This window comes from Aquabacterium sp. CECT 9606 (assembly GCF_918741295.1).
Taxonomy (GTDB): domain Bacteria; phylum Pseudomonadota; class Gammaproteobacteria; order Burkholderiales; family Burkholderiaceae_C; genus Aquabacterium.
In genome coordinates, this window is record NZ_CAKKNB010000004.1 from 719,917 (window position 1) to 733,809 (window position 13,893).

Genomic DNA, 13,893 nt, shown 5'->3' on the forward strand with positions numbered 1-13,893 from the left:
CGCTCGCGGAACTCAAGCCTGCCGCAGGCATTCAATGATGCTGAGCTGGCCGGCTCGCCAGGCCGGCACAAAGCCACCCAGAAAACCCATCAGCACGGCAAAACCCATGGTCTGCGCCGCGACGATCCAGGTCAATTTGAAGCGAAAAGCCAACTCGGAAAACGTGGTCATGTTCAGCGTGGAGATGTTGACAGTCTGCATCAGCGAGGCGCCGAGCAGGCCCAGCAGTCCACCTGCGATCGCCAGGCTCAAGGCTTCGCCAAGGAAGGCGATGAGCACGGCCTCGCGCCTGAAACCCAAAGCACGGAGGGTGCCGATCTCGCCAATGCGCGACGCCACGGCCGCGAACATCGTGATCATCGCGCCGACGATGGCCCCGATCGAGAAGATCACCGACAAGGACAGGCCCAGCACCTTGATGAACCGGGTCATGCCCTCGGATTGCTCGGCATAGAAGCGCTGTTCCAGTTTCACGTCAAGCTGCAGTTGCGGGTCGTCGGCAATCGCCTTGACCACCGTGCCGAAAGCTTCGATGTTGGTGAGCTTGAAGACAATGGCGGAGTAGACCGCGCGGCGGAACGACTGCATGACCTGGTCGGTGTCGCCCCAGATTTCGGAGTCAAAGCCGCTGCGTTTGGCATCGAAAATGCCCACCACGGTCCATTCGCGGCCCGCCATCACGAGGGTGTCACCCAGGCCGGTGTTGGCAAAACCTCTGGTCACGGCCTGTCCGACGAGGATCTCGGTGGTGCCGGGGCGGAACATGCGCCCTTGCGCGATTCTGACCTGGGGACGAATGGCCAGGCCGATGTCCGAGGTGCCGCGCATGGTCACGTTGGCCATGTCTTCGGAGTCCCGTTTGGGCAGGTTGTTGAGCACGACCGCTTCGCGTGCCACCTGGCGTCGGCCTTGGCCGTCGGTGGTGATGCCTGGCAGCGCTTCCAGGTTGATGGCTTGTGGTCGCAGAATGGCCGAGTTGATCTCTGACCCGGAGCCCTTGCGCAACACGATCACATTGTCAGGCTGGCCGGTGGCGACCATGGTTTCGTTGATGCCCTCGGTCATCATTAGCACGGTGGCGAACACGAACACGACCAGCGACATCCCGCCGGCCGTCAAGATGGTGGTAACGCGGCGTACCCAAAGGTTGCGGATCACGTAGGACAGAGGAATGGCTCTCATCGGGCTGCGGTCCAGTCACGCCACATGGCGCAATCCTTGGACGATGTCGATGCGGGACATTTTCCAAGCCGGCCAAGCCGCCGCAATCATCCCGACGAACAAGGCCGCGATGCCCTGATAGACCATCGTGGTCTGCGAAATTTCGAAAATTTTGAACACGTTATTGGTTTGCAGCAGAAATCCCTGGGCCAGCGGGAAGGTCATGCCAATGCCGATGGCGCCTCCAATGAGCGCGATCAGCATGCTTTCGCCAAACAGCAGCTTGACCACAAAGGCAGGTGAAAAGCCCAGGGCCTTGAGCGTGGCGTATTCGGCCAGGCGTTCTCGGGCTGTCATGGTCATGGTGTTGGCCATCACGGCCATGATGATCAGGATGACGACGAAGCTCACGGCCCGGATGGCCATCAGGATGGCCTGACTCATGGACACCACGCCCAACTGGAAGGCCTTCTCGGTTTCCGTGCGAGTCTCGGCCACGGAGTTTTTGAACAGGGCATCGATCTCGCGCGAGATCGCCGAGGCCTTGCCCGGTTCCTTGATGTTGACCATGAGCAGGCCGACCTGGTTGGCGGCGTTCGAGCCCAGGCGCTTGCGCACGCTTTCGTCAAGCAGGCTCCAGTGCATGAGCATGAGGGTTTCGTCGGCGCGGGCATCCTTGACCGTGTAGATACCGCGGATGTTGAATGTCCAATTGCCCGGGTAAATCGTGCCGCTCAAGGGGATGGTGTCGCCGACGTGCCAGCCAAATCGTTGGGCTGTTTTGCGTCCCAGGATCACGCCTTGCCGGTCGGCCATGAAGGCCGCCTTTTCTTCATCATTCACGATGAATTCAGGGAAGATTTTGAAATAGCTCTCACCGTCGACCGCCATGCGTGCAAAGAAATTACGCCGATCTATGTAGATGCCGCCGAACCAGTTGACCCACGTCACACCGGCAACGCCTTCAATTTTCTTGATGCGCTCGGCGTAGTACAGCGGCAGCGGGTAGACCAAGGAGATGGCGCTGCGGGTGATCAGGCGCGTGTTCGACGTGCCGTCCGCGCCGGCATACCAGGCATCCACGATGGTCCTGAGCAAGCCGAAGGCGCTGATCGACACGATCAGCCCGACCATGGTCAACAGCGTGCGCAGTTTGTGCCTGAAGGCGTTTTTCAGCAGCAACTTGAAGAGGAACATGGACTACTTGACCTCTTGTGCTCAGTGCCCGCTGGCGCCGGGGTCGGTCACCAGCACGCCTTTTTCAAGGTGGATCATGCGACTGGCGCGCGAGGCGGCTTTCGGGTCGTGGGTCACCATGACGATGGTCTTGCCCAGATCGCGGTGCAACTCGTCCATCAGCTTGAGGACTTCTTCGCCGGTGGCGCGGTCCAAGTCACCGGTGGGCTCGTCGGCCACGATCAGCGTCGGGTCGGTCACCAGGGCTCGGGCAATGGCCACGCGCTGCTGCTGCCCGCCGGACAATTCGTTGGGGTAGTGGTCCATGCGGTCGGCCAGCTTCACCATGGCCAGGCAGGCCTCGACATGATGCTTGCGCTCGCGGCGGCTGAGGTTGGTCAGCAGCAGGGGCAGCTCGACGTTCTCATAGGCGGTGAGCACCGGCATGAGGTTGTAGAACTGGAAGATGAAGCCCACGTTGGCGGCACGCCAATCTGCCAGGGCGCTTTCGTCCAGCGTCGCGATGTCCACGCCGTTGATCTTGATGGTGCCCGAGCTGGGCTGGTCAATGCCGGCGATCAAGTTGAGCAGGGTGCTTTTGCCCGAGCCGCTGGGGCCCATCAGTGACACGAACTCAGCCTGGGCCACTTCCAGATTGATGTCCATCAGGACGGGAATGGGCTGGCCGCCGCGTGTGTAGGTTTTGGTCAGGTGGTCGATGCGGATGACTGGATCGCGCGCTGCGGTATCGCTCATGGGGGCTCGCGGTGCTGTTCAGTTCAAGGTGCCAAAGCTGACGCGCGAGCCGTCTTTGAGGCGGGCAGGCGGGTTGGTGACCAGCTTGTCGCCAGCTTTGACGCCACCGGCGATCTCGCGCAGATCGCCCAGCTTGCGGCCGGGGCGCACGCTCAACTCTTCAACGGTGGAGGCGCCGCCGGCATCGCCAGCCTTGACGCGGTAGACCACGTTGGCGCCGTCCTTGCCGACGATGGCCGCGTTGGCCACGGCCAGCACGGGTTGCTGGTCGGCGTCATTGATGTCCTGCGACAGGAAGCTCACCTTGGCGCTCATCTCGGGCAGGATGCGGGGGTCCAGCTTGTCAAAACGGATCTTGGTCATGACGGTGGCTTTGGCGCGGTCAACCGTGGGCACGATGCCTGACACGTGGCCGCGGAAGCGCACAGAGGGCAGGGCGTCCAGGGTGATCTCGACGGGCTGGCCCACCTTGGTCTTGGACAGGTTGCCCTCGGACACATCGGCCTCGACTTCCAGGGTGCTCATGTCGGCCATGGTGACCACGGCGCCTTGAGCGCCTGCAGCGCTGGACATGGGCGTGATGATGTCTCCCACGTTGGCGTTCTTGACCAGCACGACGCCATCAAAGGGCGCGCGGATCTCGGTGTAGTCCAGGCCGACGGCCTGCACTTTGACCTGGGCCCGGGCCTGTTCCAGCGCGGCTTTGGCAGCGGACACCGCGGCAAAGGCGGCTTTGTTGCGGCTCACGGTGGTTTCAACCGATTGGGGCGAGAGGAAGCCTTGGGCTTCCAGGCCACGAGCGCGGGCGGTCTCGGCTCGCGCATTGATCAGCTGGACGTTCGATTGCTCGAGGTTGGCCTCGGCCTGGTGAACGGCGGCTTCAGCACCCAGGATGCCGGCCTTGATGTCACTGGCGTCCAGGCGGGCCAGCAAGTCGCCCTTCTTGACGTGCGAGCCTTCGCGCACATTGAGTTCGATCAGGCGGCCGGAGGCCTTGGAGGCCACGGCGGCGCGGCGCTGGGCCACGACGTAGCCGGAGGCGGTCAGTTGAACGTACTGCTGCGAAGGCGTGCTCAGCACCACGGTGGTGGTGGCGACTTCAGCGGTGCGTGGCACCAGGAAATAAGCGGCGACGCCAAGCACGACAGCCCCCACCAGCACCCAGGGCAGGATGCTTTTCTTCTTTTTCACCGAAGCTTGAACACCTCTATCAATCTTGAGTTTGGACAGGGCCGAAGGGACGGGTACATCAGTCATGGTGTTGCAACGGGTAAAGAAGGCGATTTTGCACTGTCCTGTGATCCATAACGCTAATCGTTGTGCCGGCCCTCGAATCGATGGGGCTGCGGGTTTCCTGGGTGGACAAATGCTTTGGAATGTGTTTTTTCTACTGGGCGTGCACTGGTTCTGAGGTGTGCTTCTGGATTCGGTGGGCGACAAAGGACGGGGTTTCGTCCGATGGCAGGTGACGCGGCAAACTCAGGCCCAGATGGGCTTCGACCTCGGCGATGCACCCTTCTTCGGTGCCCCTGGCGAGGAATCCGGCGGCGATCAGCGAGCGCACATAGAGCTTGTTGTAGAAGAAAGCCAGCAGCACGTTGCTGACGCTGAAGGTCAGCACGCCACCGACGACGACCAACAGGCACAGCTTCCATTCGCGCTGGTACATCGGCAGCAGGGCGCCAAACTGCAGCAGGCGCCAGTTGAAGCCGACAGGCACAGTGCGCGTGATGCCCGTTCGAGGGTGCTCAAAGGTGATGAAGTTTTGCGTCATCGCTTGGCGCTGAAACCGTGTGAGTTGGGGTGTTTCAAAGGCTGATGCGAGTCTACGGCACGGGGCTTCGGCCTACCCTAGGGGATTGCGTGGTCGCTTGATCAAGGGATGCGTGTTCGGGCGGAGTTCACGGGGCATGATGGGCCATGCGGTCCAGGGCACAAAATGTGCACCATCGTGGCCCATAACTTGCTGGTGTCACACAGACGCCTGCACACTGGTGCAGGCCAGTCCTTTCCGGAGATCAGTGTGTCCATTCACGTCGCCCTTAATCACGTCACACATTACACCTACGACCGCCTGGTCAATCTGTCTCCCCAAGTGGTGCGTTTGCGCCCAGCCCCCCACTGCCGAACCCGCATCCTGTCCTATTCCCTGAAGGTCGAGCCCGCCAATCATTTTGTCAACTGGATGCAGGATCCGTTTTCCAACCACCTGGCCCGGTTGGTGTTTCCTGAGCAGACGCAAGAGTTCAAGATCACGGTGGACCTGGTCGCCGAGATGGCGGTCTACAACCCCTTCGATTTTTTCCTGGAGCCCGAAGCCGAGAACTTCCCCTTTGCTTATGAGGCGGGCCTCAAGCACGATCTGGCGCCCTACCTGGTCAAAGACCCCGCCACGCCGCTCTTTCAGAAGTTCGTGGAGAGCATCGACCTCAAAACGGTTCGCACCATCGATTTCCTGGTGGGCTTGAACCAGCGTTTGCAAGGCGACATCAGCTACACCATCCGCATGGAGCCGGGCGTGCAGACGCCCGAGCAGACGCTGGCCTTGAAATCCGGCTCATGCCGTGACACGGGCTGGCTGCTGGTGCAGACCTTGCGCCACCTGGGCCTGGCCGCGCGCTTTGTGTCCGGCTACCTGATCCAGCTCAAGGCCGACGTGGCCGCGCTGGACGGCCCTTCGGGCACCGACGTCGATTTCACCGACCTGCACGCCTGGTGTGAGGTCTTCCTGCCCGGCGCGGGGTGGATCGGATTGGACCCCACTTCGGGCTTGATGGCTGGTGAAGGCCACATACCGGTGGCTTGCACGCCCGAACCCACCACCGCCGCACCCGTCAGTGGCGCGGTGGACGAGTGCGAAGTGAGCTTCAGCCACGAGATGAGCGTCACGCGCATCTACGAATCGCCACGGGTCACCAAGCCCTACACGCCGGAGCAATGGCAAGCCATCGACACCTTGGGCCATGCGGTGGACCAAGAGCTCAAGAGCAGCGATGTGCGCCTGACCATGGGCGGCGAGCCCACCTTTGTGTCGGTCGATGACCGCGAGGGCGAAGAGTGGAACACCACCGCCATGGGCCCCACCAAGCGGGGCCTGGCCACGACGCTGGTGCACAAGCTGCGCGAGCGTTATGGCAAGGGGGGCTTCCTTCACTTTGGCCAGGGCAAGTGGTACCCGGGCGAGCAGTTGCCGCGCTGGGCCTTGTCCATCTTCTGGCGCACCGATGGCGAGCCTTGCTGGCACGATCCCAGCCTGTTCGCCGACGAACAGAACGGCGTGAGCTACAACAGCGACGATGCCAAGTTGTTCGTCGAGACCTTGGCGGCCAAATTGGGCGTGGGCACCAAGCACATCCTGCCGGGCTATGAGGACGCCTGGTACTACATGTGGCGCGAGCGTCGCTTGCCCATCAATGTCGATCCTTTCGACACGCGCCTGGAAGACGAGATGGAGCGCCTGCGCCTGCGCCGCGTGTTCGACTATGGCCTGGACAAGACGGTGGGCTATGTGCTGCCGCTCAAGCGCGAATCCGCCGCGATGATCGATGCGCCGCGCTGGATCAGCGGCCCGTGGTTCTTCCGCGATGGGCGCATGTACCTGGTCCCGGGGGATTCGCCCATGGGCTATCGCCTGCCGCTGGATTCGCTGCCCTGGGTGTCGGCCGAGCAATATCCTTACACGTATGAACACGATCCCTTTGCGCCCCAGCCCGCCCTGGCGCCGGCTGCGCTACTGAAGGCACAGTACGCGCGCCACCAGATGCAGGTGGATGCCGGGCTGCCCACCCGGAGCGAGCTGGGCTTGGGTGCCGGTGCCACCGCGGGCGATGGCGGTGGCCATGGCTTGACGATCACGGGCGACCCGGGCCGCGCGCCCAACCGCTTCGAGTCCGCGCATTGGGTCACGCGCACGGCCTTGTGCGTCGAGGTGCGCAACCCTGACCGCAGCAATGGCCCGAAGGTGGAAGCGCAAGGCCAGGGCGGTGGCGTGATGTACGTCTTCATGCCGCCTTTGACGGTGCTGGACGACTACCTCGATCTGCTGGCCGCAGTGGAAGCCACGGCCACCGACCTGGGCATGCAGATCGTGCTGGAAGGCTACCCGCCGCCACGCGATGCCCGTTTGACCATGCTGCAGGTCACGCCTGATCCGGGCGTGATCGAGGTCAACATCCACCCGGCCTCAAGCTGGGCGCAACTGGTCGATCACACCGAGTTCCTGTACCAGGCCGCGCATGAAACGCGCCTGTCGACCGAGAAGTTCATGGTCGATGGCCGCCACACGGGTACCGGCGGCGGTAACCACTTCGTGCTGGGCGGCGCCACGCCATCCGACAGCCCTTTCTTGCGCCGGCCCGACCTGATCCCCAGCCTGCTGACCTTCTGGCACAACCACCCGTCGCTGTCCTACATGTTCTCGGGCATGTTCATCGGGCCCACCAGCCAGGCGCCGCGTGTGGACGAGGCGCGCACCGACCAGGTCTATGAAGTCGAGATCGGCATGCGCGAGATCGAGCGCCAGGTCGAGGTCTGGGGGCACTGCCCGCCTTGGCTGATTGACCGTGCGCTGCGCAACCTGCTGATCGATGCGACGGGCAACACGCACCGCAGTGAGTTCTGCATCGACAAGCTCTATTCGCCCGACGGCCCCACTGGTCGCCTCGGCTTGCTGGAGTTGCGCGCATTTGAAATGCCGCCGCATGCCCACATGAGCCTGGTCCAGCAATTGTTGTTGCGCGCGCTGGTGGCCTGGTTCTGGCGCGAGCCGTACAAAGGCCATGGTGCCCAGCGGCTGACGCGTTGGGGCACCGGCTTGCACGATCGTTTCCTGCTGCCCAGTTTCGTCGAGCAAGACTTTGACGATGTGCTGACCGAACTGTCGCAAGCGGGGTTCAACTTCGATCCAACCTGGTTCGCACCGCATTTCGAGTTCCGCTTCCCCTATGTGGGCGAGGTGGCGGCTGGCGGTGCGCGCATGACAGTCCGCACGGCGCTGGAGCCCTGGCACGTGATGGGCGAAGAGGGCTCGCCAGGTGGCACGGTGCGCTACGTCGATTCGTCGCTGGAGCGGCTGGAAGTGCGCGTCACAGGCCTGAATGGCAACCGGCATGTGGTCACCGTCAATGGCCACATCCTGCCGCTGCATCCCACTGGGCGCGTCGGTGAATACGTTGCCGGGGTTCGTTACCGCGCCTGGCAGCCGCCGTCGTGTCTGCACCCCACCATCGGCGCCGATGCCCCGCTGACCATCGACCTGGTCGACAGCTGGCAAAAGCGTTCGCTGGGCGGGTGCCAGTACCATGTGGCACACCCGGGTGGGCGCAATTACGACACCTTCCCGGTCAATGCCTACGAGGCCGAAAGCCGGCGCTTGTCGCGCTTTTTCCGCATGGGGCACACGCCGGGCGTGATGTCGGTCAAACCGCTCAAGCCGGGCATCGAGCACCCGCTGACGCTGGACCTGCGCACAGCCAAGATCGGCGGGGTTTGATGGCAAAACCTGGTGGGGCGGCCTGCGAACTTTTGGCTAACCCTTGGTCAAAAACTTGCATGCCTCTTTGACAATACGGGCATATCGCGCCAAGCTGCCCATTTCATTGCCCCCCGATGCCATCCTCCTTGCAGTTGTTTGACGATGACCCGGATCAGCCAACTGCCGCTGAGGCCTTGCTGCGTCGATCGCGGCCGGTAGAGCCCGGGCACTATGACGACCTTCGCGACGCCGAGGGCCAGCTTCGCCCAGGCTGGGAAGCATTCGCCGAACACCTTGGCGGTTCGCTGGATGACCTGGGGCAGCGGCAGGCCTTGCTGGCCCGGCAGATCCAGGAAGACGGCGTCACCTACAACATCTACAGCGCGCAGGGTGGGTCTTCGCGGCCCTGGTCGCTTGAGGTTCTGCCGCGGTTGATCGAGGCTGAAGATTGGCGCTTGATCGAGCAAGGCGCGGCCCAGCGCGCCAATCTGCTCAACCAGATCGCGGCCGACGTGTATGGCGAACAGAAGCTGCTCAAGGATGCGTACTTGCCAGCGGCGCTTGTGTTGGGACACCCTGGCTATCTGCGGGGTCTGCATGGTGTCAAGCCGCTGGGCGGCGTGTACCTGCACGTCGTGGCGTTTGACATGGTCCGCGCGCCTGATGGCGCCTGGTGGGTGGTGTCTCAGCGCACAGAGGCTCCATCGGGCCTGGGCTACGTCATGCAGAACCGCCTGATCGTCTCGCGTTTGTTCCCCGATGCTTTCCGCGCCATGAGCGTGCAGCACCTGGCCAGTGGTTTCCGGCGCCTGCTCGAGACCTTGCAGACCCTGGCTGCGCCTTGTGCCAATGGCCAGTCACCACGCCTGGCCCTCCTGACCCCAGGCCCTTACAACGAAACCTATTTCGAGCACGCCTACCTGGCGCGCTACCTGGGCCTGCCCCTGGTGGAAGGTGGCGACCTGACCGTGCGCGATGAGCGCCTTTACCTCAAGACTGTGCAGGGTCTGGAGCCGATCCACGGTCTGCTGCGCCGTCTGGACGATGACTACTGTGATCCCCTTGAACTGCGCAGCGACTCCACCCTGGGCGTGCCGGGTTTGATGCAGGCTGTGCGGGCCGGCAATGTGGTCATGGCCAATGCCCTGGGCACCGGTTTCCTGGAGTCGCCGGCGGTGCATGGCTTCCTGCCTGCCTTGTCGCGCCACCTGCTGGGCAAGGAGTTGATGCTGCCCTCCCTGCCCACCTGGTGGTGCGGTGAAAACGCGGCCTGGCAAGACGTCAAGGCCGACCTGGGCGAGCAAGTCATCCGGCCCACCTATCCGTTTGGCAGCGTGCCGTTCGAGGCCGTTGTGGGCCCCAGCCTGAACCCCGCTGCGCTCAAGAGCTGGGCCGCGCGCATCGAGCGTGACCGCGCCGCGTACACCTTGCAGAACTTCGTGCCCTATGCACAGTTGCCGGTGTGGTCGCACGGGCAATGCAGCATGCGCGGTGCGTCTTTGCGCGTCTATGCGCTGGCCGATGGCAAAGGTGGCTGGCAGGTGCTGCCCGGTGGCATGACCCGCATCGCCACCCGCGACTCGGGGCCTGTGTCCATGCAATTGGGGGGCAGCAGCCTGGATACCTGGGTCATGACCGATGGCCCCGTGGACACCTTCTCGATGCTGCACCAGTCGCTGAACGTGGAAGACCTGGTTCAGCGTCAGCGCCCAGTGGCCAGCCGCATGGGCGAAAGCCTGTTCTGGATGGGGCGCTACACCGAGCGCACCGAGTTCCAGCTCAGGGTGGTGCAAAGCCTGTCCAGTGTGCTGGCCGATGACGACGAGACCGATCCCGCCGTGCTGGAGGCCTTGTCCGACCTGGCCCGCGTCAATGGCCTGGTACCCGACGGTACGCCCAGTCTGACCAAGTCGCCGCGCGTGTTCGAGCGTGCCACCGTCGAGGCACTGGGCGATGCCAGGGCCGAGCAGGGCGCCTACAGCCTGGCCTACAACCTGGGAGCGCTGGAGCGATCTGCCCAAGCGTTGCGCGAACGCCTCTCACCAGAGCATTGGCGCCTTCTGCGCGGCCTGGGTGACAACTTCCGGCAACGATTGTCGGGCCCCGAGGACGATGACCAGCCTGACCTCGAAGACGAGGACGAGGACGGTGCGGACAGCCTGCCCGATCTCGTCCACGCGCACGAAGCCCTGGACTACCTCGCCATGCAATTGGCGGCCGTCACCGGCTCGCAAACCGACCGCATGACGCGAGATGCCGGCTGGCGCCTGCTGACCGTGGGGCGCCTGCTGGAGCGCCTGGTCAGTTATGCCGGCATCCTCCAAGCGTTCTGGCAGCGTGAAGCCATGCACACGCCGCAAGGTTTTGACTTGCTGCTGATGCTGTTCGACAGTGCCATCACCTTCCGTGCGCGCTTCCAGCGTCGCCTGGAATTGCCAGCTTTGCTGGCCATGCTGGTGATTGACGAAACCAACCCGCGCTCGCTGGCCTGCGTGCTGCGCCGCTTGCGCACGGAGTTGGGCAAGCTGCCGGAGCGCGCAGGCCCCAAGGAAGACCTGCTGGCCTTGTTGCCGCAGGAGGGGGTGGGTGTCACCTTGGAAGAGTTGTGTGAGCCAGAGTTGGGCAACGCCGCCTTGCAGGCTTTGACGCAACGGCTGATGCACGCAGGCTGGCTTTTGTCGGATGAGCTGGGTCGGCGCTACTTTGCCCATTCAGAGCCGACCGAACAGATGGTGAGCGCGTGACCACCGACTTGACCGCACCCGCCGAGCCCGCCGCATCTTCCCAGCGCCTGACCGTCGAGCACGAGACGCTTTACCGCTATGCGCGCGCCGTGGACATGGCCCAGCACATCGCCTGCCTGCGCCCCTTGTCGGACGAGGGCCAGGTGCTCGAGCAGTTCGAGATGAGCGTCAGCCCCTTGCCCGCCCAGCACAGCACACGCCGTGATGCCTTTGGCAACAGCCGCGCCTATTTCGCCCTCAACGCGGCCCACAAGGAGCTTCAAGTGGTGGCGCGCAGCCAAGTGCAGGTGAAGGCCCGCTACCACGGCCTGGACCCTGCCTTGGGCGCCACTTGTGGCGAAGTGCGCGAACTGCTCACCTACCGCGCCGAGGCCCCTTTCCAGAGCGCCAGTGAATTCGCCTACGCCTCTCCTTACGTGCCCATGCACGACGAGCTGCGCGACTACGGCGCCCAGTCTCTGAAAGACGACCGCCCATTGGCCGAAGCCGTCATCGAGCTGATGAACCGCATCCACACGGACTTCACCTACGCACCCGCGTCCACCGACATCTCCACGCCGATCCTGGCGGTGTTCAATCAACGCAAAGGGGTCTGCCAGGACTTTGCCCACCTCATGCTCGGATGCTTGCGGGCCTGTGGGCTGGCCGGTCGCTACGTCAGTGGCTATTTGTTGACCGTGCCGCCGGAAGGGCAAGTGCCACTGGTGGGCGCCGACGCCTCGCACGCCTGGGTCAGCGTTTGGTGCCCCGGCTTGGGGCTGCCCGCCGGAGGCTGGCTTGATCTGGACCCCACCAACGATTGCGTGCCCGACACGCACCACGTGAGGGTGGCACATGGCCGCGATTTTGGTGATGTGACGCCACTGCGGGGCGTCATCCGCGGTGGCGGAAAACACACCTTGTTGGTGCGTGTCACCACGCGCCTGGTCAAGGACGGCGTCAAAAAGTTGACGCAAGCACCACAATAGACCGATATTGCACTGATTGATGGCGGCGTGCCCGAAAGCTGTGCCATGCCTGCCCCCGCTTACATGGGGTTGGCACACTCCATGCATTGCTTTGTCAGACCGCTGTTTTCAAGGGACTCCCTGACGGGACGATGTCAATGAGATTCTTCGACGAAATGCACGTCAACAGCGCCCAAGTGCGCGACCATTACCAGGTCTATGACCGCTGGTTGGCCAAACAGCCCCGCGACGTGATGCGCTCACGCCGCGAAGAGGCCGAGATGATTTTCCGCCGGGTCGGCATCACCTTCGCGGTGTATGGCGACAAGGACGAAACCGGTGCTGGCAATGAGCGCCTGATCCCCTTCGATCTGATCCCCCGGATCATCCCTGCGCAGGAATGGCGCGACATGGAAAAGGGCTTGCGCCAACGCGTGACCGCCCTGAACCGTTTCCTGCACGACATCTACCACGACCAGGAAATCCTCAAGGCCGGCATCATCCCGTCCGAACCGGTTCTCAAGAATGCACAGTTCCGGCCCGAGATGATGGGCCTGAATGTGCCCGGTGACATCTACTCGATCATCTCCGGCATCGACATCGTGCGGGCCTGCAACCCCGATGGCTCGGGCACCTATTACGTGCTCGAAGACAACCTGCGCGTGCCCAGTGGCGTGAGCTACATGCTCGAGAACCGCAAGATGACCATGCGCCTGTTCCCCGAGCTGTTCTCGGAACACCGCATCGCCCCGGTCGCCCACTATCCAGATCTGCTGCTGGACACCCTGCGCGCCGTGTCGCCGGCCTCGGTCAACGAGCCCACCGCCGTGGTGCTCACGCCGGGCATGCACAACTCGGCCTACTTCGAGCACGCCTTCCTGGCGCAGCAGATGGGCATCGAGTTGGTCGAAGGCGCGGACATGTTCGTCAAGGACGACTTCGTCTACATGCGCACCACGCGTGGCCCGCAACGCGTCGACGTCATCTACCGCCGCGTCGACGATGACTTCATGGACCCGGAAGTCTTCCGCAAGGATTCGACCCTGGGCGTGGCTGGCCTGATGCGCGCCTACCGCGCGGGCAACGTCACCCTGGCCAATGCCATCGGCACCGGCATCGCCGATGACAAATCGATCTACCCCTACGTGCCCAAGATGATCGAGTTCTACCTGGGCGAGAAACCGATTCTGCAAAACGTGCCGACTTTCCTTGGCCGCGACAAGAACGACCTCAAGTACGTGCTCGACAACTTGAAGGACCTGGTCGTCAAGGAAGTCCACGGTGCGGGCGGCTACGGCATGCTGGTCGGCCCGGCCGCCACCACCGCCGAGATCGAAGAGTTCCGCAAGCACTTGCTGGCCAACCCCAGCAACTACATCGGGCAGCCCACCTTGTCCCTGTCCACCTGCCCCACCTTCGTGGAGTCGGGCATCGCGCCTCGCCACATCGACCTGCGGCCCTTCGTGCTGTCAGGCAAGACGGTTCAGATGGTGCCGGGCGGGCTCACCCGCGTGGCCCTGAAGGAAGGCTCCCTGGTCGTCAACAGCTCACAAGGCGGTGGCACCAAGGACACATGGGTTCTGGAAGCATGAGGAGGATCCCACCATGCGTTACGACGGCTCTCGCGCTCAAAGCC

At 63.3% G+C, this 13,893-nt stretch carries 9 protein-coding genes; 4 read left to right on the forward strand and 5 right to left on the reverse strand.

Annotated features, from left to right (window positions below; genetic code table 11):
- Positions 1-12 precede the first annotated feature (12 nt).
- The 5 genes from LQ232_RS20525 to LQ232_RS20545 all read right to left on the reverse strand — a co-directional run bounded on the left by LQ232_RS20525 (position 13) and on the right by LQ232_RS20545 (position 4,867).
- Positions 13-1,182, reverse strand: a complete 1,170-nt coding sequence (locus LQ232_RS20525; protein ID WP_230182238.1) for an ABC transporter permease — start codon at positions 1,180-1,182, stop codon at positions 13-15.
- Positions 1,183-1,197: 15 nt separating this feature from the next.
- Positions 1,198-2,358, reverse strand: coding sequence for an FtsX-like permease family protein (locus LQ232_RS20530; protein WP_230182239.1), 1,161 nt, complete (start codon positions 2,356-2,358; stop codon positions 1,198-1,200).
- 21 nt (positions 2,359-2,379) lie between these two features.
- A complete protein-coding gene (locus tag LQ232_RS20535; protein WP_230182240.1) occupies positions 2,380-3,093 on the reverse strand; it encodes an ABC transporter ATP-binding protein in 714 nt (237 codons plus the stop codon).
- 18 nt (positions 3,094-3,111) lie between these two features.
- Positions 3,112-4,284 (reverse strand): efflux RND transporter periplasmic adaptor subunit, encoded by a 1,173-nt coding sequence (locus LQ232_RS20540; RefSeq protein ID WP_230182241.1) that lies wholly within the window; start codon positions 4,282-4,284, stop codon positions 3,112-3,114.
- Positions 4,285-4,480: 196 nt separating this feature from the next.
- Positions 4,481-4,867, reverse strand: a complete 387-nt coding sequence (locus tag LQ232_RS20545; protein ID WP_230182242.1) for a hypothetical protein — start codon at positions 4,865-4,867, stop codon at positions 4,481-4,483.
- Between the two features lie 249 nt (positions 4,868-5,116).
- On the opposite strand from LQ232_RS20545, the gene LQ232_RS20550 reads away from it, so the two are divergent.
- The 4 genes from LQ232_RS20550 to LQ232_RS20565 all read left to right on the forward strand — a co-directional run bounded on the left by LQ232_RS20550 (position 5,117) and on the right by LQ232_RS20565 (position 13,849).
- On the forward strand, positions 5,117-8,584 hold the full coding sequence (locus LQ232_RS20550; protein WP_230182243.1) for a DUF2126 domain-containing protein: 3,468 nt from the start codon (positions 5,117-5,119) through the stop codon (positions 8,582-8,584).
- Positions 8,585-8,700: 116 nt separating this feature from the next.
- Positions 8,701-11,310 (forward strand): circularly permuted type 2 ATP-grasp protein, encoded by a 2,610-nt coding sequence (locus LQ232_RS20555; protein WP_230182244.1) that lies wholly within the window; start codon positions 8,701-8,703, stop codon positions 11,308-11,310.
- Positions 11,307-12,278 carry a transglutaminase family protein gene (locus tag LQ232_RS20560; protein ID WP_230182245.1) on the forward strand — a complete coding sequence of 324 codons (972 nt, stop codon included), beginning with the start codon at positions 11,307-11,309 and terminating at the stop codon, positions 12,276-12,278. The genes LQ232_RS20555 and LQ232_RS20560 overlap by 4 nt, the downstream gene beginning before the upstream one ends.
- Positions 12,279-12,415: 137 nt before the next feature.
- On the forward strand, positions 12,416-13,849 hold the full coding sequence (locus tag LQ232_RS20565; RefSeq protein ID WP_230182246.1) for a circularly permuted type 2 ATP-grasp protein: 1,434 nt from the start codon (positions 12,416-12,418) through the stop codon (positions 13,847-13,849).
- Positions 13,850-13,893: the final 44 nt, after the last annotated feature.